We start from the raw sequence: 23,434 nt of genomic DNA, 5'->3' as shown, positions 1-23,434 counted from the left end.
ACATAAGCCTGATACTCTTTCGTTGGTAAAAAGCTCTTATGATCCTGGCTATATGCAAGCAGGCTCAATGCATGGGGGTATTTAAACTCAAACAACTTTCGTTTGATCTTAAATGCTTCTGTTTCTACTCCCTTGATGTCTACTACTTCAATGCTTCCATCCTTTTTGTGGACCTCAAAATCAGCTACATATTCGATCTTCCGATGAGCGACACCGTTCTTTTTAAACGCCTCTTGCAGCAAGTAGCGCGGTTGGATCCGGAAGAATAGAATTTGGTTGTTTGCCTGCAGCCACTTCAACTGCTGATAATATTTTGCTTCTGCTTTGCTATCGAAAGTGATGCCGTCAATTTCCACTTTCTTTGCACCGTACTTTGACTTACTAACCATTTATATCACCTTTCTCTCCGGCGGCGGAAACTCCATCAAGCACCCTACCCCATAACCATGCTCTTTTACTTCACTGGCAAGGCGCCAGCCGCGTTTTTCATGCGCTTGAATGTTTTGACTAAGCTTCTTTTCATTCAACGCGTAGACAAGCTTTTTGAGCGTTTTCTGCTGCTGTGCTTTCCAACCTTTTTGCATCAGTAGCCACTCTCCTGACGTTGGTGATTGACTGCGTTTTTGCTCATATATGCTTCTTCGATCTGCTCCCATGTGAAGCCGAGCATTTCACCTAATTCAACAAACAAATCCACAAGAATTGAGTAATGGGTTTGTATTATTGTTGCTCGTGATTCTATACACGATTGAATTACAGATATTTGCATAAACACTCTATTGAACATATCAATAATGCTTTCAGACTCTTGGACACTCCATACAACGAGTTTTTCTGCTTTCAACTCCAACCCAATCGACAAGATAAAATGCAGGCAGTCCACGTATTCTTCTAGGAGTGGGTTCGCACCTTTGACAATCCCCCAACCATTACAGTGTTTGCAAACAACCTTATTTTTCTTTTCTTTCATGTTTTTAAATGTATTGTAGTAACCGCCACTACCTCGACAAGATTCACAAATAACTGCTGTTCTCGGCTCCTGATCCTTACTCCACTTCTTAAACCCGCGCCATTCATTCGCACATTCCCCGATCTCCACTTGCAAGGCAAGGATTTTCCAATCAAGATTGTTCTGGCCTTTCAACTCCGGGTGTTTATCCATAATCCGTTCGTCAAGTACACGTTGCATATCAAACAATTTAGTTAAATTCATCAGCTCGCATCCTTTCGCTGTTGATCTAGATAATCATTGAAGAGGAGCAGCCCCTCAATCACTTCATCCTGAGTGAACTTCATAGCAATCTCTCGAATGAAAACTGGACCTTGCATCACTCGTCCAGTAGCTTCGTGATAAAACCTCATGCGGCCAAATACTGTTTCATTCATCCATCAAATCTCCTCTCTAAATTTAGAAACTGAGAATATTCTTTAACGAACGCCAGTTGGACTGTTCCTACTGGACCATTACGCTGCTTAGCTAGAATGACTTCCACTATATTTTTTGCTTCGCTTTCGCTGTTGTAGTAATCATCCCGGTATAAGAACGATACGATATCAGCATCCTGCTCAATAGAACCAGAGTCCCTAAGATCGGACATCATTGGTCGTTTGTCCTGCCGTTGCTCAACCGCACGGCTTAACTGGCTGAGTAACATCACTGGTACATCAAACTGCCGCGCCATTTGCTTGAGCTCTCTTGTGATATGGCCGACAGCCAAATCATGACGTTCAAACTTGCCGATCGGTGTAATGAGCTGCAGATAATCAATGACAACAATGTGCTTTCTTCCTGGATGCTCCCGCTTTGTTTTCCGTACAGCTGCCCGTATATCCGCCACGGTCTGACGTGGGTTATCATGAATGTTAATGGCCCATTTGTTGTAGATATCCATCGCATACTGAGCTCTTTTCTTATCCTGCTCTGTGAATAGCTTGAAAGAGTTCCGCCATTTGGAGCCTTCAATGTTTCCGATGCTGGATAAAAACCGCTTGATTAACTGTTTCTGTGGCATTTCAAGAGAAAAGATATCTGCTACGCCACCCTGTTCACAGCAAGCCTTCGCTAAACCCAAAGCGTAAGCGGTCTTTCCCATTGAAGGCCGGCCAGCAATGACGATTAAATCACTGCTTTGCCATCCGCCTGTCATTCGGTCTAATTCCATCAGCCCGCTTGATATACCCGTCAACTCGCCAGCATCCTCATATATCTCGTCAAAGATTTCTCCTAACACTTCAATCTTTGACTGGCTCGGCTTCTGCCCCATCTCCTGCGCTTCGATGAAAGTGCTATACATTTTTTCAGCTGTTTCTTCTGTTGGGTTCGCCAGATAATCAGAAGCAGCCCGAGTCATCAAACGCTTTTTGTACTGTTCAATCAACATGGCTTGGTAGTAAGGGAAATTGGCTGTTGTCGGTACCGATTCTGCTAACTCGGTTAAGTAACTAACGCCTCCTACATTTTCAATCTGCTCGTTTTCAAGCAGCTTCTGCGTAACTGTCATTACATCCACTGGTACGTTTTGTTCTGCCAGTTTTTGAATAGCCCCAAAGATGATCCGATTCGCTGCCCTTGAAAAATGCTCAACCGTCAAGTTAGTTTCATAAGCAAGATCAGGCTCTAAAAAAATGGAACCTAACACTGTGTTTTCAACTTCTGCTGCCTGGTACGGATCGCTATCTATATGGATTAGTTGGTTTTGGTCTGTTTTTGTCTCTTTCAATCCGAGCCGCTCCTTCACGTTCCCATTGCTTTACCTTTTCCAGATGATTATTCGCTGGTTGCTCATAGACGGATATTTCTGATATGGATGGCGGGAACCTATTTTCTTTGATGTGCTGCTTAAGCCGAGCATTCACTTTGCTGTAATCCATGCCTTGAAGCATTTCAGACCACAAAATCAATCGTTCGTCAGTGACTTCAAAGCGGGCATAGGCCGCATTGATCGTCTGCAGTATCTGAAAAACCTGCTGCTTGTCCACTTAATCGCCTCCAAAGTTCAACTTTCCTTCCCGTTCGAGACGGGCAAAACGTTCTTCCAAAGTTTCTTCTCGCTTTTTAGATTTACTGCCAAACTGGACAACATTGCCGCTCTTCTCTTCACGGAGACGTTCCGCGATGATTGGCTCACAATAGCGGAAACTTTTCACTTTGTTATAAGGATTCTTTTGATTATGGGTCTCCACAATGTCTTTAATCCAGCTCTGCAGCTTCTCGATAGGTACATCTAGTTCAGCTACACGCTCTATTGCATTCTGTTCCTCTGGCTTTAAGAAAAAACCGTTATTCCGTACAGCAATAAAGCAGTTGGTGATTTGTTTAATCCGCGCTTGCATATCCTGTGGTTGAACCGGCGGAGAAAAAAGTGCTGTGCTGGCAGCTTCTGCTGGTATTTCTTTATTTATTGCATTCTTGTTATTGTTCTGGCTTCGTTTCTGGTTCATTTCGACTTCGTTCTTACTTCCGTTCTGTGTTTCCTCTTCAAAGTCTTGCGAATCCTGATAGGACGCATAATTCAAGATAGTAAAGAGTGTTCCTAGTTCCGTTTCGTCTACAGTGATCATTCCTCTTTCAATCAATTTCGCGGAACACCGCTTGATGGTGCTTGTTGAATACTGCTTTATTCCCCTGCCTTCCTTGTAAGAAAGGTCTTGAGCCAGTAAACGATATGACCGGATATACTGCCCTTGCTTCAACTCATGCCCATTCACTTTCACGCCATCTTTATAGGCCGCCTTTAGAAGAAGCAGGGTAAACAATCGAAATGTAGAAACATCATTCCATAGGTCATTTTCAAGAATTTTTCTATGAAGCTTAATCCAGCCTTGCACCTTTACTCCCTCCTTTCACAAATGGCAAAGCCATTCTCCACTTTTTTAATTTGATATTTGGGATAACACACTTTCAGATACTGCAAGATTAATAGTTTCAGTTGCTCCTGATCCCTTGCTTCCTCCCACAATCGCTGCGGGAGGACAACAGAAGTTTTCATGTTAATCATCAGCTTTCAAATCCAAAGTCTTTCTGTAATTCTTCTTTATCGCCTTCTGCTTCAGCAGTTGCTTCGTCTTTCGGTGTTTCGATCACTGGCGCTTCCATATCGATGTACTCCGGTTCGGCCGTTATATCTTTTCTGACCACTTCGTCTTGGACAGCCTGCTGCTGAACTTCAATGGAGATCGGCAGGTACTTCCACATGTGCCGGATCACTGTTTTCTTAGCCATTTCTTCAAAGTCAGTGACCCAAGGACCGTTATTTTTCGACTTTGACCGGCCGCGCCGTTTTTCGATCTCCTGTATATCCATGACTTCAAATTGATAACCACCGTCTTTAAAGTGGGCGACTGCATATACATGAGTCATGCTGCCACGTTCTCCTGTGGCCGGCTTATGTACCAGCTTAGGATGAAGGCCAAGTTCATATTCAAAATCATCATTTTCAAACACCGCATGGGAATAGATATTTTCAATCTGTCCAGATCGGCGGGCCAGATCGATCATGCCTTTGTAGCCGATAATAAATTGAACGTCTGTCTGCCCTGTTTTTCCGTTTCTGAAAGGAATTAAATAGCAATGCCCTACAAGCCCTGGCTCAAGCCCTAACTGAGCAGCCTGCATGACTGCCCCGAGCAAACTAGGAATGGATGCTTCAAGCAATTTCGGATTAGAGCGTATTGTTGTGAGCGCAATTCTTGCCATGCGATCTGGGTTCATGTGTGACGGCAATGCTTTTTCAATTTCTGGCCCCATCTTTTTCAAGTAAGCTGCAATTGTATTGGCTGGCGAAGCAGGAGCATTGTTTCCTCCATTCGCCTTGTTTGCTAATTGATTTTTAATATCTTTGTTTGTAGCCATCGTTTGCCTCCTATTTCACCGCGAACCGGCGATAGTTAGATTGTTTGACGTATTGGTTATAAAGATCTGGATGATCTTGAGCGAACTTTTTGCTATCAAAACGATTAGAACTGACTGTTTTCCAAGTGACCACTCGTTCTCCAGCAAAGGCCTTTTCGTTTTCGCCCATCAGCGCCTTCACTTGGTTTTCATACTCTTTCTTTTGTGTTTCGAGTTCCTTCAATTCCACGGACACTTGATCAAGCGCTTCTAGCAGCTTGCTAGCTTCGTTTGGCAGCTCCGTTTCAGTCAACGGGACTGATTCTGGATAAAGCGCCTTTAACAACTCGCTAGAGGTATCTGAACCGTCAAACATTGGCGGATTATTGGCTTCCACATGGTTTTTCCAGAAGTTTGTTTCGATATCGATCAGATACTGAATCAGCTCTTCATCCCGTTCGATCTTTTTATAAACAAACTTATTGCCGCCGATCAGCACCGCAATCCACCAAGCTTGATAGCCGGTCACTGCCATATAGTGCTGGCATTGAAGCAAGTAGGAAGCCGGAACCTCTTCGCCTTCCCATTCCGCTTTCAGGTACTCGGAAGCTGTTTTGCATTCCAACCCTTCTTTTACTCCAGTTATCAGCCGATCCACATTAGCAAGCATAAATGGGTGCTCTGGATGCTTAAGAATCGCATTTCGCTTGCGAACCTTTAAACCAGTTCGTTTAGAAAATTCCTGCGCTACTACTTCCTCCAACACATTGCCGAAGTAAGCCGCTTCACCAGCTTCATTTTCATCTGGAGCCTGTCCCGTTTTATCGAGATACACAGCAACTGGAGACTTCCATTTATTCAATCCAGCAATGGCTGCGGCATCTGATCCGCCGATTCCTGCTTTACGAGCTTCCAACCACTGTTCTCTGTTCATATCACTGGTTAGTGTTAAGACTTGCGCTTGCATATAAGCCCTCCTCTTGATTCAGTTTTCAAAATTCGGTACAATAAAATAAATTTAATTTGTTAAAGACTCTGACTCCTGCTGCTAACAGGGGTCTTTTTCATTCCGCCGTTTTAAACTCCGCTCCGCAATATTCAGTTAGGTAATCCTCCAAGTTGCTTTTCAAGATGATCTCGCCATTAAGCTCAATAACGTCATCCCCAACTAAGATTTCATCGCCCATAGCATCAATGCCGCAATGCTCTGGCTGACTTACCATATTGGGATAACCTGTTAGCATCACACGTTCAATTTGTGGATGGTCCATTCCTATTCCTCCTTTCAAAGGATTTTGGGTTTTCCTGTCGAATACAACACAGGAAAGGAGTGACTCTCATGAAAATTCCTACACATGAGAATAAATTCTTAAAGAACTGTCTAAATTGTGAAAATCCCATTACCGATTTAACCGAAGATCATCTTTTTTGTACTCAATGTGGATTTCCGATTAGAAATGAATGTACTGGTACTACTAAATTTAATAGCGGTTATGCTGGCGATCCTGTCGAGCATGATATTGAAGATGACTTCTACGTTTTAAATCCAGAAGACGCTTTTTGTCCAAAATGCGGCTCTGAATCCTTATTCAATATAAAGAGTCTAATTAACGTACAATATCCGAGGGTAGAAATTATTGACCCCGAACCCGTTAGAACTCTTAATGACGAAGATGACCTTCCTTTTTAATGAATATTTTTTTCAGAGATTAATTTCTCTCCACATTGAGCACAATAAATAGCTTGTTTGATATGCATGTCTTTGCCACAGTTTAGGCACTTATGGAATTTCATATCTTTTAACGAATCTTTTATTTTCATTCTTCTCACCTTCTTTCTGACGGATGATGTCCATCGAGCCGACCAGGAGGAAAATGAAGGGATGAAGGTAGATAGGAGGCCCTCCTGGTCAGCTCGATGAGCACCAAACGTGCCCATCTTTTCTAAGTAGGTAAACTGTGTTATAATATTTTTGAATTCGACATTTTTGCGGTGAGCTCCCCAAGCTTGCCGCTTTTATTTTTGATCTCTTTTGGTTTCTTCTGTTGCCAGGCACCAGTAATATCCTCCAACGAATGCTGTGAAAATCGCTAATCCGATCAATATATCTGTTTGCACGGTTCATCCTCCTATCCAATTTTCGCTACTCGTTCAACCAAAACGCCCTGCTCCCGATTTTCCTTTGCTTTTTGCAGCTTTTTCAATTCTCTGATTGACTTAAGAAAATCAAATGCTGTACGTTCCGCTTCATCCAAGTTGCCTTCCACTAAGCACTCTTCCATGCGATACAGGCAAGTGTGTGCGCATTTACGTTCCTCGATAGCGTGATGTTCCACTTTCGTTTCCCCCTATTCAGTTGTTAGGCTAGCTGGATCAACATAGCCCCTTGATATTAATTTTTTGTAGTGCTTCTGCCAGACATCTGTATAGCTAATTTCAGCTTCTTCACACACAACTCCCATGAAGTGCTCGATGCCTGTGATAACGTCCACCAATTGGACAAGCGCCTCGGTTAAGTTGCTCTTTTCCCAAGCAGATAAGAATTTCAATTTGTTTGCCATCTTGACGCCTGAGACAGCTTCTTTGGCTTCGTCCAGCTCCTCTAGCAATACGTCTTTGACGCTGGATCTATGAAGGTCAGCTCTCTCTCCGTTTAAGCGAAGCGGGCCCGTTCCTGTGTATTGATAGCGAAGGTCCATGACATACCAGGGACTATCTGATGTTCTTGTCATTTTTCTTGAAATATCAGCTGGAACTTTCGCACGCCCTGTTTCATAGGCTGAAATTGCTTCTCTGGAGGTTCCAAACTCCAAAGCCAGCTGTTGCTGCGTATACTTTCCTCTGGCAAGCTTGAACGGCTTGCCAAGATTACCTTTCTTCATGTCTGACACTCCCCTTCTTTACCGTTGACTATAGTCAAATCGGTTTACACTAAAGTTAAATAGCTTTGAAATAATCGGTGTTTTCATCCACCCAACGTGTATTTTTCTCGATCCATTTGAATAGCAGGTGAGTGGGAATCTTAGTTCCGAATTCCTTTGTTACAGGAAAATCAGGACGCCTCATAAGTTCCGCTAATGTAGACTTTCCACAACGCAATACATCCATTGTTTCTTCCCTAGTGAGGATATGAGGCAAATCTGTATTCCTTGAATTGATACGGTCAGTCATTATTTCTGTTGCCCGGTCAGCGATTTTGGCAGCTAACATTTCAACAAATTGTTCATCATATTGCATGGTGGACATTACGAAACCACCTTTCTTTGTTTTAGAAGTAGTTCAGCAAGCTTGACTTGTCCCTTACCAGTAATTAAAGTGGTCAATCTTTCAACATCGCCTTCTGTTCGACTGACAATCGTTGGTTTTACTTCAAACCAACCTTGCTGAATATAAATTTGCTTAGGATTGTTATGCTCTCGGCCACCCTTCATTAAGTAGCCATTATCGCGTAACCAATCAAACATTTTGTTGCGGCCGATTTTCAATCCATGTTGGTCATATAGCATTTTGGCAAAAGCGCCAACACTGATTGCGCCGTTTGAGTTTGAAACAATTTTCCCGAAGTTCGTGTAAGGTTGATCCTGTTTAATTTGTTCTTCCAGCATTAACTTTTCGCGTCGGTTTCGCTCAATCGTTTTATGAGCTACTAACAAGGCCTTTGCCATAATAGAGGCATCATCGTCATGTTCATCTGTCATGATATATCCGCCATTTTTACGAATAGACGGCAAGACTTCTGATGTGACCCAACGTTTAAATTGTTTGGCTTCTTCTTTAATTTTCAAGTTATTACCTTGTCTAGCAGCACCGAAAATCAAACTATATAGACCAGATTCGTTAACAAATTTTTTACATTGTTTTCTCCCTAGTCTGTCTATGACCTCCTGGTCCGTTAGGTCATCTTCATCAACATGATTTGATATCGCAGTGTAAGGATTACTGAAACTTAATGCTTTTGCTGCTTCGGTAGCACCAAACCATTCAACACCATTGATAGTCATTACTGGCAGTTCACCGAACATTGAATGATTAAAAGTTTGCAATTGATTCATGTTTATCGCCCCCTATCACTAATTATAAAAATTTTTGATTTTCCAATTTTGGTTTCACCAACTTCCGTCAAGTTCCGTTTTGCGTGAATTATTAAAGTAATATCTCAACAAACTATCCATTATTTTCCGTAGTCTTCCGTTACACGAATATGAACTGGAAAAAAATTATTAATATTGAATCAAGACCCATTTTTTCAGTAGTCAGGAAACAATGTTTCGTAAGGTAAATTAAATAATTGTTGCAATCCAAGAGCAAGTTCGAGGCTTGGTTTCTGTCTCCCGTTCTCCAAATGAGAAATTGTTGCTATTGAAACACCTAATATACTAGCTATGTCAGACTGGCTTAATTTTCTTTTCTTCCGCTCTGCAATGAGACGATCAAGTTTCGCGCTTTTGACATTGCATAGTTCCTGGCTAGAGGTTTTTGGTCTTCTTTTCTTTCTCTTGATAGCGGCCATGTGATCACTCCTTAAATGCTCATAATTATGACGTTTTCTCTAAAACTTCGCGAATTGAATAGCGACTAGGCAAAAAAATTTCTTCTTTGTCTCTTTTGTACAACTTAGCAATCTCATCTGCGCGTTCTGAGCTGATCTGTCTTTGGCCGTTTTCAATTTGAGATAAATATCCAGCAGATATCTTTAATTCTTTAGCCGCAGATTCTAAGCTAAATCCTGCAGAAATACGTGCTTTCTTTGGCAAACTCATATTATCACCCTTTCTTACTTTGCATTTCGCGTTGCTTGATTACATATTACAATGCAATTCGCAAAGTGTCAATGCGTTTTGCAAAGTTTTTCTTAAATCATTTAATTTTCGCGTTTTGCAAAGTATAATTACATGTAATAGATATTTAGGAGGACCTTAATATGTTTGGTGCTCGTTTAAGGGAATTAAGAAAAAAGAAAAAAATGACTATGAAAGAGTTAGGTGCAAAGTTCTCTCTTGCGGAATCTACAATTTCCGGTTATGAAAATGGAAATCGCAAACCTGACTTAGAATTAATCAATGCTTTTGCAGACTTCTTTGAAGTATCTGTCGACTATCTTTTAGGAAGGACAGATAATCCTGAAACAAAAAGCACCATAACAGTAGCTGGACAATCCGTTTCTCTTTCGCCAGATGAACTTCGTGTATTTAAAGAGTTGATCAAACATCAAGCTATGTTCCATGACCTTGCTACTGATCCAGAGAAAAAAGTCAAACAGCTCATTAAGCTATACAAAATGAAAAAGATACTTTTCGAAGAAGACGATGACGATGAAGAATACGGTGATGGATTTGGAGAATTTGAAGACTGAAATGCTACTACTGCTATTTCTTTAATTCTTTAATTCTTATTATTGTTCGGACTTCGTTCTGTTAACGTTCTGTGTTCCGTTCTTAGTTCTTTTGATAACATGCTTAAAACCGTTGATATTACTGGCTTTAAGCTGTTCTGTTATCGTTCTGGGTTCTGGTTCGCTAAACGACACCTATTCAAAACGTAAAATCCATAAATTCCAGTCGATTTTTTTGTATAGAAATCGATATTACATAGATAAGAATCGGTGTGTTAGGAAGTGTTTTAAATGCGGCTTAGTGAATTTTTACTGATCAGTGACACCTGGGAAGAAAGAGCAAAACAGGTGCTTTCTCGATTTCATTATCGTTCACCAGATGAAATCGACATCGAGGAAATTTGTTGGAAGTATGGAATTATCATCAAACCGCTTCATCCAGATTTTATGGATGACATGGATGACTATGAAGAAGCAGAAGGATTAAAGGCGCTCTCTAAACCTAAAAAAGATGGGAAACGTAAACGCGGTGTTATTCATTTAAGACCCAAGATCCCCTCGATTGAGCGCAAGTTGCTTTTGGCCGAAGAGTTCTGTCATCTGCATGCGCATTTCAGCATTCAACTTACCGCACCACAATTGGTGCTTAGCAAGGAGGAAAGCCAAGCAAAAAAGATGAGTGCTTACCTCCTCATGCCACATAACTTTTTGACGGAAGTTATCCATTCAGCAGCTGATGAAGCTGTTTTAGTATCTGATATAGCCGACCACTTCTTAGTAACAGAAGAGTTTGCTCATTATCGGCTAGAGTTGCTGTTTAATAGGCGGATAGATGGCTTCTTGGCATTCGGCAATAAATTACGAAGTTACACAAGATATGAATAATCATGTCTTTTTATTTTAGGGATGTGTTGGGATATTTTTCTCAATATGTATGATGCAGTAATTTCAAAGGGGGAAAAACAACTATGAAAAAGAACTGGATACTTGGGAGTGCATTATTATCATTTGGTTTAATTTTAGGCGGATGTGGAGAAGAGACCTCCTCACCTAAACAAGAAACGAACTCAGCCGAAAAAGAAAAAAATAATGATGCTGCACACAAACAAGACTACCAGAAAAAAGAAGATACAGAAGACACTAAGTTCTCTAATGAGGTTGGCGATTTTGAAATATTGGGTCTTTATCGCAATGAAAAAAGTTCTGAAAAAGATGCCTCTTTCGTTATCGATTTTGAAGGTTTCACTATGAAGGTTATTCCTACGCTTGTTGATATTACACCAAATGAATATAGTTCTGACCCAGACCTCTTTCAAGAAAGTGACACAGCACGAGCTATCATGCTAACAGTAGAAGCAGAGAACACCACTGATTTTGATGTTGACTATGTCGGCGGAATTACTGCTGTTACTGATACTAAGGAACAAATATCAGCAAAAACAGGACTTGCCTCTGAAAATGCAGCAGTTACCACTTATCAAGGAAAAGTAAAAGAACAAGGGTACTCCCTGTTTGTTTTAAAAGACGGAAAATCTACTCCTAAAGATATAACCCTGATATTCGAACCGCCTTATAAGGTTGTTGATGGTGCAGTAGATGGTACTAGATTAGGCGAAGAGCAAAGAATCGAATTCACTTATACAGCTGCCAAAGATTTAAAATAATTAACAATGAAATCGCCCTTCTAGGGCTTTTCTTTCACCCACAAAAAGAACATACGTTCCAAACAAAGGTCATTTTATTACCACCTAAAAATAGATTGTTTAAAACTTTACCGTAATCAATATGAAGTCGTTTCTGCTTTACCAGTAGAATCCCCTTTTCGTTACTCATAATCAAGTAAGGAGTGAAAAGTATATGCCCTACTTTAGAAAAATCACAGCAAAGAATAAAAAAGGCTACAAGTGGATGTGTGTCGCCGATGGTCCTCCAGATCCTGTTACGGGAAAAAGAAAGCAAATTTCCCGCCGGGCAGATAGCAAATCAGAAGCACTTGACCTTGTAGAAAAAGCTATTAAGAAGCTAAGTGAAGATGGTATCGATGAGAAGAAGATCCGGAATCTACCGTTCGAAGCAGTTGCATGGGAATGGCTCAGCACATACGCCAAAGGAAAAGTTAAAGCAAGTACAGTCCGGGTAAGGGAAAAAGAAATCAAGATCTTGCTAAGATACATTGCAAAAGTGAATATTGATAAAGTCACTTCTCGCATGCATCAAAAAATTTTAAACGACTTGGATGAAAAAGAATATGCCAAGACAACAATTGAAGGTGTCCATGTTACAGCGAACATGATTTTTAAATATGCAATTAAGGAAAAGATGAGAAAAGACAACCCTTGCATCGGGGCCGTGATTCCTGTAAAGAAATTAACGGTTGAGGATATCGAAAATCAAACAATTGAGGACAAATATTTAGAAAGAGAAGAACTTTTCGAGTTTCTGGAAGCCGCGAAAGAACATGGCCTTCCTAATGACTTAGAATGGTTTTACCTTTTGGCTTTTTCGGGAATGCGTTCCGGTGAGATCTGTGCATTAAAATGGACCGATATTAACTTCGACACAAATGAAATCCGGATTACCAAGACTTTATATAATCCAGACAATAACATGAAGAAGTATGAATTGACTCCGCCTAAGACACCTGGATCAATTAGAACGTTCGATATTGATGATAGCATCATAAAAATGCTAAGAACACACAAGGCCAAACAGTCGCAAATAAAACTGGCCAACAGAAAAAAGTATGAAGATTATCATGATGCAAATTTTGTTTTCTGTCGAGAGAATGGTTATCCCTTCATCCAGAAAAATATCATCGTTCGAATGAAACGCTTATTAAAGAAAACGTCAATCAAGAAGGAAGCTACTCCTCACATCTTCCGGCACACCCATATTAGTATGCTGGCAGAGGCAGAAGTGGATATCAATACAATCATGAAACGAGTCGGTCATGACGATATGAAAACGACGATGAACATCTATACACATGTCACAGATAAAATGAAAAAGAATGCTGCCCAAAAGATTAAAAATCATTTCGGGAGCATTCTCAATCTCACAAAATCGCAAGAAATGTGAGCGAAATGTGATTTTTAGAGGGTTGAAGGTCAATCAAGAAGCCTTCAACCCTTGTTGTATCAAGGTTTATGGGGCAATGATTACATCATGCCGCCCATGCCGCCCATGCCGCCCATGTCAGGCATGCCCATGCCGCCGCCTTCTTCTGGCTTGTCAGCAACGACTGCTTCAGTTGTTAAGAACATAGAAGCAACAGATGCTGCGTTTTGAAGAGCGTAGCGAGTGACTTTGGTTGGGTCCACGATACCTGTTTCGATCATGTTTACCCACTCGCCAGTTGCTGCGTTGAAGCCGATGCCGACTTCTTCGCGCTTTAAGCGATCTACAACAACAGATCCTTCAAGGCCTGCGTTGAAAGCGATTTGGCGAATTGGTTCTTCCAATGCACGAAGAACGATTTTGATGCCTGTTGCTACATCGCCTTCTGCTTCTAATGAAGCGACTTTGTTATATACGTTCACAAGTGCTGTACCGCCGCCGGAAACGATTCCTTCCTCGACAGCTGCACGAGTAGCGTTCAATGCGTCTTCAATGCGAAGCTTGCGTTCTTTCAATTCTGTTTCTGTCGCAGCTCCTACTTTGATTACTGCTACGCCGCCAGCTAATTTAGCTAAGCGCTCTTGTAATTTCTCGCGGTCAAATTCAGATGTTGTTTCTTCCAATTGAACGCGGATTTGGTTTACGCGCGCTTCGATTTGAGCAGAATCCCCTGCCCCTTCAACGATTGTTGTGTTTTCTTTAGAAACGACAACTTTTGCTGCGCGTCCAAGCTGCGTGATGTTCGCAGATTTCAGGTCTAAGCCCAAATCTTCAGTGATCACTTCACCGCCAGTTAATACAGCGATATCTTCAAGCATCGCTTTGCGGCGATCGCCGAATCCAGGTGCTTTCACAGCTACAGCGTTGAATGTACCGCGCAATTTGTTAACGACAAGTGTAGCAAGTGCTTCGCCTTCTACATCTTCAGCGATGATTAAAAGCGGCTTGCTTTGTTGTACAACTTGCTCAAGTACAGGAAGCACTTCTTGAATGCTTGCAATCTTCTTATCTGTGATTAAGATATATGGATTGTCAAGGATCGCTTCCATTTTATCAGAGTCTGTTACCATGTATGGAGAAGCGTAGCCTCGGTCAAATTGCATACCTTCTACTACATCAAGCTCCGTAGTGAATCCTTTAGATTCTTCAATTGTGATTACGCCGTCGTTGCCAACGCGCTCCATTGCTTCCGCAATCAATTGGCCGACTTCTTCGTCAGCTGATGAAATTGCAGCTACTTGGGCGATCGACTCTTTGCCTTCGATTGGCTTGGAGATTTCTTTTAATCCTTCAATAGCTGTTTGAACAGCAAGGTCCATTCCTTTGCGTACGCCAACAGGGTTTGCGCCTGCTGTCACGTTTTTCAAGCCTTCGCTGATCATCGCTTGAGCAAGAACAGTGGCAGTTGTTGTACCGTCACCGGCTACATCGTTTGTTTTGCTTGCGACTTCAGCTACAAGCTTTGCACCCATGTTTTCAAAGGCATCTTCCAGCTCGATTTCCTTCGCGATTGTTACACCGTCGTTTGTGATAAGCGGAGAACCGAATTTTTTCTCAAGAACCACGTTGCGTCCTTTAGGTCCAAGAGTGACTTTTACAGCATCAGCTAGTTGGTCTACCCCGCGAAGCATCGCGCGGCGTGCTTCTTCACTAAATTTAATCTCTTTAGCCATATGAAAAACCTCCCTGATTAGTTAAGTTATTTTAATCGATAAAATGTCGTTTATTATTCACCTGTTACAGCAAGGATGTCGCTTTCACGAAGGATTAATAATTCTTTGCCTTCGTATTTCACCTCTGTACCAGCATATTTAGAGAAGATGATACGATCGCCGACAGCTACTTCAGGAGCAACACGTTCACCGCTCTCAAGCACACGGCCGCTGCCAACTGCCACGATTTTTCCTTCTTGTGGTTTTTCTTTCGCTGAGTCCGGCAATACAATGCCGCTGGCTGTTTTTTCCTCTGATTCAACCAGTTCAATTACTACGCGATCACCTAGTGGTTTTAACAAGTGAAACAACCTCCTTGGAATATATGTAATGTTTTTAATCATTAGCACTCTATCATGAAGAGTGCTAACCCAATTAATATAATAAATAAAATGATTTTTTTTTGCAAGAGTGAAGTCCTCTTTTTTTATAAATCATTTTATTGATCATGGAGAACAAGCTGAATCCCTTCCGTTTGAATGATGAACGGTTTATTAGTAAAATATTCTTTAAGCACTGGGCATTCGTGTCAGCGCTTTTCATTTTGAGGATAAAGGAGCTCTTTTCATTTTGAAGAAGGTATATGGCTATATCTTAATTATTTATATTTCCATGCAGCTATTGGGACTGGTTGCTCCCCGCCTCTTGTTTGAGGTCGGGCTTTCGCTGAACATGGACCCGCAAACACTTCGGAATTTGATTCCCGGCTACTGGCTGCTGTTCAGCTTTGGTGTCACCCTGCTTATTGTATTGCTGCTTTTGCGAAAAGATGCCAAAGACAGCCGGCTGGAACGGATGGCTCCGCTGCCGGCGGCCCAGTCGGCCGGCTGGGCGGTCGCCGGGGTCTTCCTTGCCCTGCTTGGCCAGCGGATTGCGATTGCGATTGAAGCCGCTTTGGGCATCCAAATGGGATCGGAAAATACGCAAAACATTATCCATCTGATCGAATTGGTCCCGGCCACAATGGTCATCACAGCTATTTTCGGGCCCATTCTTGAAGAAGTTGTGTTTCGAAAGATCATTTTCGGCAGCTTATATGAAAGGTTTCCATTTTGGATATCCGCTTTAATCAGCTCGGCTATTTTTGCCTTGGCCCATGCGGAGCCCGAACATATATTGATCTACTCAGCCATGGGATTCACTTTTGCATTTTTGTATGTAAAAACAAAAAGGCTGCTTGTTCCTATATTCGCCCATGTGGCCATGAATTCCTTGGTCGTTGTTGTACAATATTTTTATGCGGATGAATTGGAGCGGATGATGAAGGAGGCAGAACAACTACAAAGCTTGATTACTTGGCTTTTTTAGAATGACAGCTTGACAATCTGGAGGAATTGAATGAAACAATCACCATTAACAACCGGGATCTTCTATTTGATTCTCGGCGGGTTCTTTACTTACTTAGCCATTGAAGACGTTAATACAGGAGGCTTCGGTTTTTTTACGTATTTGCTCATTTTGCTGGCAACGATGGATATCGGTTCCGGCATTCGCTTAATCTTTATGCATATGCGTTTGAAAAACGGCAAAAAAAAATAAGGCTGTTCTCTAAAAGGCTGGCTTCTGCTTATTGCGGAAGTCCGGCTCTTTTTTTGGACAGCCTTATTTTATTCTGCATTCCCTGCTTCCACTTCTGCCTGCAAAGCCTTTTTGTAGCTGACTTTAGAAATCCAGATGCTGATTTCGTAAAGAATCACCAAAGGAATCATAACGATAATTTGTGATATGACATCCGGCGGCGTAATGACTCCCGCTACGACAAGCAAAATAAAATACGCATAGCGGCGGACCTGGGCAAGAAACATCGGAGTGATGATCCCAAGCCGTGTCAAAAACATCGTAACGACCGGCAGCTGAAACAGCAGGCCAAATGGGAGGGTAATTTGGAATAAGAATTGAAAATATTCATTAATGCCAATAACCTGTTCAATATTCAAATTTCCGGATAGCTTCATCATAAAATGAACGATATACGGAAAGAGAATGAAGTAGGAGAAAGCAATTCCGGCAAGAAACAACAAAACAGACAGCGGAATATAGCTAAGCGTTACCTTTCTCTCTTTCTCAAGCAATCCCGGGCTCACAAATGCCCACAACTGATAAAGAAGCATCGGGCTTGTCAATATAAAAGCAATCACAAAAGCCATTTGAAAATAAATTTTCAGCGGGTCCGTGATCCGAAAAGCATTCATGGTCAGTTCTTTTGCTTCATCCGCATGCTGCAAATAGCGGATAATCGGCTCGGCCAAAAATAAACCGGCAATCATAGCCAGGAATAAGAAAACGACTACTATAATGAGCCGTTTCCGCAATTCGCCGATGTGTTCATATATTGTCATGTCATGTCGACTCATTGTCATTCATCCTAACCTTACTGAGGATCTTTCTTGTCCTCTGGTTTATCGTCATCATCCGCCAGCCCTTTTGTCGCGTTTTTAAACTCTTTTAATGTGTCGCCTGCCGCGCGTCCGAGCTCCGGAAGTTTCTTAGGTCCAAAAATTAATATAGCTGCTCCGGCAATCAATATGATACTGCCTATGCTCAATCCCATTTGTGCAGCACCTCCTTTTCTCCATCATAACCGATTTTTCGCCATAATTCTATTCTGACTTTTCATCGGAGGCATCTGGATAATTCTTCAGAAAATAGACTAGCGATTGCAGCTCGACAGCCAGGTCAATGTGATGCACCCGGATCGTCGGAGGAACGTTCAATCTCGCTGGTGTAAAATTTAATATCCCTTTGATTTGGGCTTCCGCCAGACGGTCTGTGATGCCTTGTGCAGCCGATGAAGGAACGGTCAAAATAGCGACCGGCACCTCCTTCAGATCCAGCCTCTCCTCCAGCTCATCTAAATGGTAGATTGGAACGTCTCCAATAACGGTCCCCACTTTTTCCTCGTCTACATCGAACGCAATTTGAATCTTTGTATTATTATTCTTCATAAAGTTGTAATTTAAAAAGGCTGTCCCTAAATTCCCTACTCCGATAAGGGCTACATTGGTGATCTCATCCTGATCAAGCGTTTTGCGAAAAAACGACAATAAATAGCTGACATTGTATCCATAGCCTTTCTTTCCAAGTGCCCCAAAGTAAGAAAAGTCCCGGCGAATCGTTGCTGAGTCTACTTTGACGGCCTCGCTCAGTTCTGCTGATGATACCCTCTGCTTGCCGGAAGAGTGCAAATTTTGAATAAATCGATAATATAAAGGCAGACGCTTTGCGGTCGCCTGTGGAATCTTTGGTGAATCATGGTTCATATTTATACCCCCAGCGCTTGCTGCTTCCATTCTAATAACCTGTCGATTCAATCACTTCTTCCATCATACAATATTTTGGGCAGCTTGTCTTTTAACTTTATCATCCTTTCCATTATCTTGAAGAGGTGAAAGAAAATTGCCCGTCCTTATAGAATCGGCTACACTTATAGGTAGAAAACTGAGGTGAAAAAGATGATTTTACTGCAAGTCCAACAACTGACAAAATACTTTGGCGCAGAGCTGATTTTATCTAATATCAAACTTGAAGTGCAAACGAGAGACCGGATTGCCCTCGTCGGCAGAAACGGGGCCGGAAAGTCCACCCTTTTAAAAATAATCGCGGGCATTCTCTCTTATGATTCCGGGAATATCTTAAAACCGAAAGAAGTCACTATCGGTTACCTCGCCCAGAATACGGGGCTGGAATCTGATTTATCCATTATGGATGAAATGCTGTCTGTCTTTTCCCATTTGCGCAGCATGGAAGCGCAGCTGCGCCGCCTGGAGGAACAAATGGCCGACCCGGCAATTTATGGGGATAGCGGTCAATATGAAAGAGTCACGAAAGAATACGATTTGCTGCAAAATAAATTTAAAGAATCCGGCGGCTATCAGTTTGAATCAGATATCCGTTCGGTTTTGCATGGGCTGAACTTCCAAGACTTTGATTACAGTACAAAAATTTCAACCTTAAGCGGCGGCCAAAAAACAAGGCTCGCCCTCGGAAAGCTGCTGCTGACAAAACCCGACATTCTCATCTTGGACGAGCCGACCAACCATTTGGATATTGATACGCTTTCCTGGCTCGAACAATATTTGCAGAGCTATAACGGGGCGATTCTAATTGTTTCCCATGACCGCTACTTCCTCGATAAAGTCGTGAACCAGGTGTACGAAATTTCCCGTCAGCATATCAAGAAATTCCACGGGAACTACAGCAATTATTTAAATCAAAAAGCGGAGCAATACGAAAAGGACATGAAGCTATTCGAAAAGCAGCAAGAGCAGGTAGCTAAGCTGGAAGATTTTATTCAGCGCAATATCGCCCGCGCTTCCACAACCAAGCGAGCGCAAAGCCGCCGCAAGCAGCTGGAGCGCATGGAACGGATGGAACGGCCAGAAGGCGATGAAAAATCAGCAAATATCATGTTTCAGATTGAGAAGCAAAGCGGAAATGAAGTATTAAAAACCAACAGCCTGACAATCGGCTATGACAACGAAATAATCGCCCAGCACCTGAATGTATATATACAGCGCGAGGAAAGCGTGGCCCTGGTCGGTCCGAATGGAGCTGGAAAATCTACATTTCTTAAAACCCTTGTAAAAAAATTGCCGGCACTTGCCGGAGAGTTCTCACTCGGTGCCAATGTCGCGATTGGCTACTATGATCAGGAGCAAGCTAATTTAACATCCAACAAAACCGTATTGAATGAACTATGGGATGATTATCCGTCAAGCGACGAGAAAGAAATACGAACGGTGCTCGGCAACTTTCTGTTTTCAGGAGATGACGTCCTGAAGCCAGTCTATGCATTAAGCGGCGGGGAAAAGGCGCGGCTTGCATTGGCAAAGCTCATGATGCAAAAAGCAAACTTTCTTATTCTCGATGAGCCGACCAACCACCTCGACTTAGATAGCAAGGAGGTGCTGGAAAATGCGCTGATCGATTATCCGGGAACGCTTTTGTTCGTGTCCCACGACCGCTATTTCATTAACCGTATTGCTTCGAAAGTAATCGAAATGTCCAAACAGGGCTTGACCGAGTATCTTGGAGATTACGATTACTACGTCGCCAAAAAACAAGAACAAAAGGAGTTAGCTGAGCTGGAACGATCGGCGCTGCCGGTTGTTGAAGAGACCTCTTCCGCTGATTCATCCAATTATTATATAGATAAAGAACAAAAGAAAAAAGAACGGCAAAAACGCCGCCGTATCGAAGAAATTGAAGAAAGAATCGAGAGTCTGGAAGCAGAGATTGAGGAAGCTGAGGATCTGCTGTGCCAGCCGGAAGTATTTCAGGATCACGAAAAATCCTTAGAGCTTCAACAAAAGGTCGAAGCATGTCAATCGGAAATTGAGCAGCTTATGCAAGAATGGGAAACGTTACATGACTAGAAGGTGACAGCAGCAGGCATTTCAATTTGTTCACAGTTTTGTCCACAAACTACTCTACTGATTTGCCTGCTTTCTACTCACTTTTACACATTATCCACAAAAATACCTTGATTTATCCACAAAACCCACAGGCTTTTGGTCGTTTTAAAAAAGATTTTTCCACAGAATAATCTTTTTATACACAAGTTTTCCACAACTTGTGAACAAAAGAAAAGGACTGTTCATCAATTAGCCAGTTGCTAAGTTATGAACAGTCCTTTATCTATAAATCATCGACATATCCACAAGCCTGGGGACTATTGCTCGATGTCCAGCCCTGGATACCCATTCATCGCTAAATCCTCAAATTTTCCTTGCTCATACAAAACGGTGCCGGCAGCAGCAATCATCGCTGCATTATCCGTACACAAGCTCAATGGCGGAATGATCAATTCAATGTCTGCCAGTTCAGCAAACTGTTCCTCTAACGCTGCGCGCAAACCTTTATTAGCGGCTACGCCCCCTGCCAGTAATACTTGCTTTACTCGATACTCTTTAGCTGCTTTTACCGTTTTCGCTGTCAACACATCAATCACACTTTGCTGAAAGCTGGCTGCTACATCTTCTGCCTTTATGGCCTGCTTGCGCTGCTCCGCGTTGTGCAGTGTGTTAATAACTGCTGATTTTAAGCCGCTGAAGCTAAAATCATAGGACCCTTCTTCCAGCCAAGCCCTGGGAAGATCAATGACCGGTTGCCCCTGTGCTGCCAACCGGTCAATATGAGGACCGCCGGGATAGGGCAGGTTCAACGTCCTTGCTACTTTGTCGTAGGCTTCTCCTGCTGCGTCGTCACGTGTTTCACCAATTACCTGAAAGCTGCCGTGCTCCTCCATAAGTACAAGTTCAGTATGCCCGCCTGAAACGACAAGGGACAGCAGCGGAAAAGCAAACTCTTTCATTAAACGGTTGGCATAAATATGACCGGCAATATGGTGCACACCGATGAGCGGCAGCTGATGAGCAAATGCCAAAGCCTTGGCTGCATTCACTCCAACCAACAAGGAACCGACAAGCCCCGGCCCTTTTGTAACGGCAATGGCATCTAAATCGCTAAAGGTCATATCCGCTTGATGTAATGTTTCCTCTAATACAAGCGTAATTTGTTCCACATGGTGACGTGAAGCAATTTCAGGAACCACGCCGCCAAAGCGTTTATGGCTTTCAATTTGCGAAGAAACAACATTGGCTATAATGTCCCGTCCATTCTTTATAATAGCTGCTGCTGTTTCATCGCAGCTTGTTTCCAATCCTAATATATAAATATCTTTTTTCATGATAATCTCACCCACATTACTAACGCATCTTCCTGATTGTCAGAATAATAATTTTTTCGAATCCCGCCTGGCTGAAAGCCGAGCTTTTTATATAAACCCTGTGCGGGCTCATTGCTCACACGCACCTCTAAGGACATCACCGCAGCCCCTTTCTTCTTGGCAGCATTCATTACAGCGACAAGCAGCTTTTCGCCTAAGCCTCTGCCTCGATAGTCCGGCAAAATCGCAATATTGGTAATCTGGGACTCGTCCAGGACAAGCCACATTCCGCAATAACCAACGATTTCACCTTCGTATTCAGCCACATGATAAACAGCAAAGTAATTATTAGTCAGTTCATTCCAAAAAGACTCTTTTGTCCACGGCATCGTAAAGCTGTTTTTTTCGATCTCATGTACCTTATCTACATCCTCAACCGTCATCAAGCGGATATCAACTTCACTCATGTTAGTTATCCGCCTTCTGCTGTTCCAGCCATTTCGCTTCAGCCTCCGCCAAACGGATATAGTTAGGAACAAAAGAATGCAAATCGACCACTGGCTCCTCTAACCCAAGGCGGGCAAGATCTGCGGGCCGGGGCGCGGAAAAAATGTCTCCTCTCACTAAGGCTTGGCCGCCTAATAGCTCCCGTATGGAGCCTTCGTGCAAAAGAACATCCTGACCCACAAACAGAACCTCTTCCTTTAATTCCTTTAAGCGGCTGCACCAATCGATGAGGGAGATATTCTGATCTTCGTCAACCACGGTTAATTTCCCCTCTTCGAAGCGGTACAGCCCGGTGTATACTCTGCCTCTGCGCGCGTCAAAAACAGGTGAAATATAAGAAGGATACAAACGGGCAGAGGCAGCCAAAAGGGCTAAACTGGATACTCCGGAAAGAGGAATATTTAACGACCATGCCAGCGTCTTAGCAATCGTCACGCCAATGCGAACGCCTGTGTAAGATCCGGGCCCTTTCGCTACTACTATCTTATCCAAGTCTGCCGGTTTTACTTCGCATTCCTTCATCAGTGTATCAATTGCGGGCATGACTCGCAGCGAATGATTTTTCTTTAGATTTGTTATATATTCACCAATGACCTGTTCTCCGTCCAAAAGAGAGATGCCTAGTGTATAGGTAGATGTATCAATTGCCAGCACTTTCATTTCACTAACTCCTTACTCAGACTAACGTATCTTTCCCCTTTAGGTTCTAAAGCGATTTCACGATCATTTTCTCCTTTATGAGAAATAACAATCTTTAAGTAATGCTCCGGAAGCTGCTGCTCAATTAAATGAGCCCACTCCACCACACACACGCCTTCCCCATAAAAATACTCATCAAATCCTAAGTCTTCGTCCGCATCCGTTAACCGGTATACATCCATATGATAAAGGGGCAGGCGCCCTTTATATTCTTTTATAATGGTAAAGGTTGGACTATTTACATTGCGCTTAACGCCTAATCCTTTAGCCAAGCCTTGTGTAAATGTAGTTTTACCGGCTCCTAAATCGCCTTCCAGCAAAAGAACAGCTCCGGGCTCCAGCAAATGAGCCAGCCTCTCTGCGAAAGACTGAGTCTGTTCAGCGCTTGTAGTGGAAAATCTCAGTCTATCCATACAAAAACTCCCTTGTCGCATATAATATGTAGTCGTAAAAAAACCTTAGGAAATATCAATCCTAAGGTAGCTTTGATGATTATAGTATATCTTAAATCAGTATATAAAAAAAGAAACGAAACAAAGTTTCGCATGATTGTAAAAGCTTATAAATAA

The 23,434-nt window shown here is 42.4% G+C and carries 33 protein-coding genes; 8 read left to right on the top strand and 25 right to left on the bottom strand.

Features of this window, described 5'->3' with window-relative positions:
* The 10 genes from BBA02S_RS17195 to BBA02S_RS17155 all read right to left on the bottom strand — a co-directional run.
* The coding region (locus BBA02S_RS17195) for a DUF1064 domain-containing protein (protein ID WP_061786761.1) at positions 1-389 on the bottom strand (389 nt) is incomplete at its 3' end.
* The gene (locus tag BBA02S_RS17190; RefSeq protein ID WP_041114513.1) at positions 390-584 is read right to left on the bottom strand and encodes a hypothetical protein; all 195 of its coding nucleotides are present in this window, start codon (positions 582-584) and stop codon (positions 390-392) included.
* A complete protein-coding gene (locus BBA02S_RS17185; RefSeq protein WP_041114514.1) occupies positions 584-1,213 on the bottom strand; it encodes a dUTP diphosphatase in 630 nt (209 codons plus the stop codon). Before BBA02S_RS17185 ends, BBA02S_RS17190 begins: the two co-directional genes overlap by 1 nt.
* Positions 1,213-1,386 carry a hypothetical protein gene (locus BBA02S_RS20800; protein ID WP_156141534.1) on the bottom strand — a complete coding sequence of 58 codons (174 nt, stop codon included), beginning with the start codon at positions 1,384-1,386 and terminating at the stop codon, positions 1,213-1,215. The genes BBA02S_RS17185 and BBA02S_RS20800 overlap by 1 nt, the downstream gene beginning before the upstream one ends.
* Positions 1,383-2,720, bottom strand: a complete 1,338-nt coding sequence (gene dnaB / locus BBA02S_RS17180) for a replicative DNA helicase (protein WP_231557231.1) — start codon at positions 2,718-2,720, stop codon at positions 1,383-1,385. The genes BBA02S_RS20800 and dnaB overlap by 4 nt, the downstream gene beginning before the upstream one ends.
* A complete protein-coding gene (locus BBA02S_RS17175; RefSeq protein WP_052477433.1) occupies positions 2,674-2,979 on the bottom strand; it encodes a replicative helicase loader/inhibitor in 306 nt (101 codons plus the stop codon). The genes dnaB and BBA02S_RS17175 overlap by 47 nt, the downstream gene beginning before the upstream one ends.
* Positions 2,980-3,828 (bottom strand): hypothetical protein, encoded by an 849-nt coding sequence (locus tag BBA02S_RS17170; RefSeq protein WP_052477436.1) that lies wholly within the window; start codon positions 3,826-3,828, stop codon positions 2,980-2,982. It lies immediately after the preceding gene.
* Between the two features lie 169 nt (positions 3,829-3,997).
* Complete coding sequence (gene recT, locus BBA02S_RS17165; protein ID WP_041114515.1) at positions 3,998-4,852, bottom strand: recombination protein RecT; 855 nt, start codon at positions 4,850-4,852, stop codon at positions 3,998-4,000.
* Positions 4,853-4,862: 10 nt separating this feature from the next.
* Positions 4,863-5,798, bottom strand: a complete 936-nt coding sequence (locus BBA02S_RS17160; protein ID WP_041114516.1) for a YqaJ viral recombinase family nuclease — start codon at positions 5,796-5,798, stop codon at positions 4,863-4,865.
* Between the two features lie 97 nt (positions 5,799-5,895).
* A complete protein-coding gene (locus BBA02S_RS17155; protein ID WP_041114517.1) occupies positions 5,896-6,102 on the bottom strand; it encodes a YqaI family protein in 207 nt (68 codons plus the stop codon).
* A 68-nt stretch (positions 6,103-6,170) separates the two neighbouring features.
* Here BBA02S_RS17155 and BBA02S_RS17150 point away from each other — a divergent pair, with 68 nt between their 5' ends.
* A complete protein-coding gene (locus tag BBA02S_RS17150) occupies positions 6,171-6,521 on the top strand; it encodes a hypothetical protein (protein WP_041114518.1) in 351 nt (116 codons plus the stop codon).
* A gap of 439 nt (positions 6,522-6,960) precedes the next feature.
* Here BBA02S_RS17150 and BBA02S_RS17145 read toward each other — a convergent pair whose 3' ends face one another.
* The 6 genes from BBA02S_RS17145 to BBA02S_RS17120 form a co-directional block, all read right to left on the bottom strand.
* On the bottom strand, positions 6,961-7,167 hold the full coding sequence (locus BBA02S_RS17145) for a hypothetical protein (protein ID WP_041114519.1): 207 nt from the start codon (positions 7,165-7,167) through the stop codon (positions 6,961-6,963).
* A 12-nt stretch (positions 7,168-7,179) separates the two neighbouring features.
* Positions 7,180-7,713, bottom strand: a complete 534-nt coding sequence (locus BBA02S_RS17140) for a helix-turn-helix domain-containing protein (protein WP_041114520.1) — start codon at positions 7,711-7,713, stop codon at positions 7,180-7,182.
* A 55-nt stretch (positions 7,714-7,768) separates the two neighbouring features.
* Positions 7,769-8,077, bottom strand: coding sequence for a hypothetical protein (locus tag BBA02S_RS17135; protein ID WP_041114521.1), 309 nt, complete (start codon positions 8,075-8,077; stop codon positions 7,769-7,771).
* Positions 8,077-8,883 (bottom strand): phage antirepressor KilAC domain-containing protein, encoded by an 807-nt coding sequence (locus BBA02S_RS17130; protein ID WP_041114522.1) that lies wholly within the window; start codon positions 8,881-8,883, stop codon positions 8,077-8,079. The genes BBA02S_RS17135 and BBA02S_RS17130 overlap by 1 nt, the downstream gene beginning before the upstream one ends.
* A gap of 194 nt (positions 8,884-9,077) precedes the next feature.
* Positions 9,078-9,341, bottom strand: a complete 264-nt coding sequence (locus BBA02S_RS17125; protein ID WP_041114523.1) for a helix-turn-helix transcriptional regulator — start codon at positions 9,339-9,341, stop codon at positions 9,078-9,080.
* 25 nt (positions 9,342-9,366) lie between these two features.
* Positions 9,367-9,591, bottom strand: a complete 225-nt coding sequence (locus tag BBA02S_RS17120; RefSeq protein WP_041114524.1) for a helix-turn-helix domain-containing protein — start codon at positions 9,589-9,591, stop codon at positions 9,367-9,369.
* A gap of 161 nt (positions 9,592-9,752) precedes the next feature.
* Here BBA02S_RS17120 and BBA02S_RS17115 point away from each other — a divergent pair, with 161 nt between their 5' ends.
* From BBA02S_RS17115 to BBA02S_RS17100, 4 genes are all read left to right on the top strand, one after another.
* Entirely contained in the window at positions 9,753-10,184 is a 432-nt protein-coding gene (locus tag BBA02S_RS17115; RefSeq protein WP_041114525.1) for a helix-turn-helix domain-containing protein, read from the top strand.
* Between the two features lie 270 nt (positions 10,185-10,454).
* Positions 10,455-11,048: an ImmA/IrrE family metallo-endopeptidase gene (locus BBA02S_RS17110; RefSeq protein WP_041114526.1), complete on the top strand. Its 594-nt coding sequence runs from the start codon at positions 10,455-10,457 to the stop codon at positions 11,046-11,048.
* An 83-nt stretch (positions 11,049-11,131) separates the two neighbouring features.
* Positions 11,132-11,827: a hypothetical protein gene (locus tag BBA02S_RS17105; RefSeq protein WP_041114527.1), complete on the top strand. Its 696-nt coding sequence runs from the start codon at positions 11,132-11,134 to the stop codon at positions 11,825-11,827.
* A gap of 193 nt (positions 11,828-12,020) precedes the next feature.
* Positions 12,021-13,241, top strand: a complete 1,221-nt coding sequence (locus BBA02S_RS17100) for a tyrosine-type recombinase/integrase (protein WP_041114528.1) — start codon at positions 12,021-12,023, stop codon at positions 13,239-13,241.
* Positions 13,242-13,321: 80 nt separating this feature from the next.
* Here BBA02S_RS17100 and groL read toward each other — a convergent pair whose 3' ends face one another.
* Positions 13,322-14,953: a chaperonin GroEL gene (groL, locus tag BBA02S_RS17095; RefSeq protein ID WP_041101410.1), complete on the bottom strand. Its 1,632-nt coding sequence runs from the start codon at positions 14,951-14,953 to the stop codon at positions 13,322-13,324.
* A 53-nt stretch (positions 14,954-15,006) separates the two neighbouring features.
* On the bottom strand, positions 15,007-15,294 hold the full coding sequence (gene groES / locus BBA02S_RS17090) for a co-chaperone GroES (RefSeq protein ID WP_041101411.1): 288 nt from the start codon (positions 15,292-15,294) through the stop codon (positions 15,007-15,009).
* A gap of 268 nt (positions 15,295-15,562) precedes the next feature.
* On the opposite strand from groES, the gene BBA02S_RS17085 reads away from it, so the two are divergent.
* Complete coding sequence (locus tag BBA02S_RS17085; protein WP_041114529.1) at positions 15,563-16,300, top strand: CPBP family intramembrane glutamic endopeptidase; 738 nt, start codon at positions 15,563-15,565, stop codon at positions 16,298-16,300.
* A 30-nt stretch (positions 16,301-16,330) separates the two neighbouring features.
* Complete coding sequence (locus BBA02S_RS17080) at positions 16,331-16,531, top strand: YdiK family protein (RefSeq protein ID WP_041101415.1); 201 nt, start codon at positions 16,331-16,333, stop codon at positions 16,529-16,531.
* A 68-nt stretch (positions 16,532-16,599) separates the two neighbouring features.
* Here BBA02S_RS17080 and tatC read toward each other — a convergent pair whose 3' ends face one another.
* The 3 genes from tatC to BBA02S_RS17065 are packed head-to-tail and all read right to left on the bottom strand — an operon-like array spanning position 16,600 to position 18,252.
* The gene (tatC, locus tag BBA02S_RS17075; protein ID WP_041101417.1) at positions 16,600-17,346 is read right to left on the bottom strand and encodes a twin-arginine translocase subunit TatC; all 747 of its coding nucleotides are present in this window, start codon (positions 17,344-17,346) and stop codon (positions 16,600-16,602) included.
* A 17-nt stretch (positions 17,347-17,363) separates the two neighbouring features.
* A complete protein-coding gene (locus tag BBA02S_RS17070) occupies positions 17,364-17,543 on the bottom strand; it encodes a twin-arginine translocase TatA/TatE family subunit (RefSeq protein ID WP_041101419.1) in 180 nt (59 codons plus the stop codon).
* A 49-nt stretch (positions 17,544-17,592) separates the two neighbouring features.
* Positions 17,593-18,252, bottom strand: a complete 660-nt coding sequence (locus BBA02S_RS17065) for a redox-sensing transcriptional repressor Rex (RefSeq protein ID WP_041101421.1) — start codon at positions 18,250-18,252, stop codon at positions 17,593-17,595.
* Between the two features lie 192 nt (positions 18,253-18,444).
* Here BBA02S_RS17065 and BBA02S_RS17060 point away from each other — a divergent pair, with 192 nt between their 5' ends.
* Positions 18,445-20,367 carry an ABC-F family ATP-binding cassette domain-containing protein gene (locus tag BBA02S_RS17060; RefSeq protein ID WP_041114530.1) on the top strand — a complete coding sequence of 641 codons (1,923 nt, stop codon included), beginning with the start codon at positions 18,445-18,447 and terminating at the stop codon, positions 20,365-20,367.
* Between the two features lie 296 nt (positions 20,368-20,663).
* Here the strand turns inward: BBA02S_RS17060 and tsaD are convergent, their stop codons facing one another.
* From tsaD to tsaE, 4 genes are read right to left on the bottom strand one after another with little or no spacing between them, the layout of a single operon-like run.
* Complete coding sequence (gene tsaD, locus BBA02S_RS17055; protein WP_041101425.1) at positions 20,664-21,680, bottom strand: tRNA (adenosine(37)-N6)-threonylcarbamoyltransferase complex transferase subunit TsaD; 1,017 nt, start codon at positions 21,678-21,680, stop codon at positions 20,664-20,666.
* A complete protein-coding gene (gene rimI / locus BBA02S_RS17050) occupies positions 21,677-22,126 on the bottom strand; it encodes a ribosomal protein S18-alanine N-acetyltransferase (RefSeq protein WP_041101427.1) in 450 nt (149 codons plus the stop codon). Before rimI ends, tsaD begins: the two co-directional genes overlap by 4 nt.
* Before the next feature lies 1 nt (position 22,127).
* Complete coding sequence (gene tsaB, locus BBA02S_RS17045) at positions 22,128-22,826, bottom strand: tRNA (adenosine(37)-N6)-threonylcarbamoyltransferase complex dimerization subunit type 1 TsaB (protein WP_041114531.1); 699 nt, start codon at positions 22,824-22,826, stop codon at positions 22,128-22,130.
* Positions 22,823-23,278, bottom strand: coding sequence for a tRNA (adenosine(37)-N6)-threonylcarbamoyltransferase complex ATPase subunit type 1 TsaE (gene tsaE / locus BBA02S_RS17040; protein ID WP_041101431.1), 456 nt, complete (start codon positions 23,276-23,278; stop codon positions 22,823-22,825). The genes tsaB and tsaE overlap by 4 nt, the downstream gene beginning before the upstream one ends.
* Positions 23,279-23,434 lie beyond the last annotated feature (156 nt).

It is taken from the genome of Bacillus badius NBRC 15713, assembly GCF_001591605.1.
Classification (GTDB): Bacteria; Bacillota; Bacilli; order Bacillales; family Domibacillaceae; genus Pseudobacillus; species Pseudobacillus badius.
Note: the sequence above shows the minus strand (reverse complement) of the source record. Positions and strands in the feature narration are given on the sequence as shown.

Coding starts and splice junctions, on each gene's coding strand:
- BBA02S_RS17190 (WP_041114513.1), bottom strand. CDS start 584: ATGCAAAAAGGTTGGAAAGCACAGCAGCAGAAAACGCTCAAAAAGCTT.
- BBA02S_RS17185 (WP_041114514.1), bottom strand. CDS start 1,213: ATGAATTTAACTAAATTGTTTGATATGCAACGTGTACTTGACGAACGG.
- BBA02S_RS20800 (WP_156141534.1), bottom strand. CDS start 1,386: ATGAATGAAACAGTATTTGGCCGCATGAGGTTTTATCACGAAGCTACT.
- recT (WP_041114515.1), bottom strand. CDS start 4,852: ATGGCTACAAACAAAGATATTAAAAATCAATTAGCAAACAAGGCGAAT.
- BBA02S_RS17160 (WP_041114516.1), bottom strand. CDS start 5,798: ATGCAAGCGCAAGTCTTAACACTAACCAGTGATATGAACAGAGAACAG.
- BBA02S_RS17155 (WP_041114517.1), bottom strand. CDS start 6,102: ATGGACCATCCACAAATTGAACGTGTGATGCTAACAGGTTATCCCAAT.
- BBA02S_RS17150 (WP_041114518.1), top strand. CDS start 6,171: ATGAAAATTCCTACACATGAGAATAAATTCTTAAAGAACTGTCTAAAT.
- BBA02S_RS17140 (WP_041114520.1), bottom strand. CDS start 7,713: ATGAAGAAAGGTAATCTTGGCAAGCCGTTCAAGCTTGCCAGAGGAAAG.
- BBA02S_RS17135 (WP_041114521.1), bottom strand. CDS start 8,077: ATGTCCACCATGCAATATGATGAACAATTTGTTGAAATGTTAGCTGCC.
- BBA02S_RS17130 (WP_041114522.1), bottom strand. CDS start 8,883: ATGAATCAATTGCAAACTTTTAATCATTCAATGTTCGGTGAACTGCCA.
- BBA02S_RS17125 (WP_041114523.1), bottom strand. CDS start 9,341: ATGGCCGCTATCAAGAGAAAGAAAAGAAGACCAAAAACCTCTAGCCAG.
- BBA02S_RS17120 (WP_041114524.1), bottom strand. CDS start 9,591: ATGAGTTTGCCAAAGAAAGCACGTATTTCTGCAGGATTTAGCTTAGAA.
- BBA02S_RS17115 (WP_041114525.1), top strand. CDS start 9,753: ATGTTTGGTGCTCGTTTAAGGGAATTAAGAAAAAAGAAAAAAATGACT.
- BBA02S_RS17110 (WP_041114526.1), top strand. CDS start 10,455: ATGCGGCTTAGTGAATTTTTACTGATCAGTGACACCTGGGAAGAAAGA.
- BBA02S_RS17105 (WP_041114527.1), top strand. CDS start 11,132: ATGAAAAAGAACTGGATACTTGGGAGTGCATTATTATCATTTGGTTTA.
- BBA02S_RS17100 (WP_041114528.1), top strand. CDS start 12,021: ATGCCCTACTTTAGAAAAATCACAGCAAAGAATAAAAAAGGCTACAAG.
- groL (WP_041101410.1), bottom strand. CDS start 14,953: ATGGCTAAAGAGATTAAATTTAGTGAAGAAGCACGCCGCGCGATGCTT.
- BBA02S_RS17080 (WP_041101415.1), top strand. CDS start 16,331: ATGAAACAATCACCATTAACAACCGGGATCTTCTATTTGATTCTCGGC.
- tatC (WP_041101417.1), bottom strand. CDS start 17,346: ATGAGTCGACATGACATGACAATATATGAACACATCGGCGAATTGCGG.
- BBA02S_RS17070 (WP_041101419.1), bottom strand. CDS start 17,543: ATGGGATTGAGCATAGGCAGTATCATATTGATTGCCGGAGCAGCTATA.
- BBA02S_RS17065 (WP_041101421.1), bottom strand. CDS start 18,252: ATGAACCATGATTCACCAAAGATTCCACAGGCGACCGCAAAGCGTCTG.
- BBA02S_RS17060 (WP_041114530.1), top strand. CDS start 18,445: ATGATTTTACTGCAAGTCCAACAACTGACAAAATACTTTGGCGCAGAG.
- tsaD (WP_041101425.1), bottom strand. CDS start 21,680: ATGAAAAAAGATATTTATATATTAGGATTGGAAACAAGCTGCGATGAA.
- rimI (WP_041101427.1), bottom strand. CDS start 22,126: ATGAGTGAAGTTGATATCCGCTTGATGACGGTTGAGGATGTAGATAAG.
- tsaB (WP_041114531.1), bottom strand. CDS start 22,826: ATGAAAGTGCTGGCAATTGATACATCTACCTATACACTAGGCATCTCT.
- tsaE (WP_041101431.1), bottom strand. CDS start 23,278: ATGGATAGACTGAGATTTTCCACTACAAGCGCTGAACAGACTCAGTCT.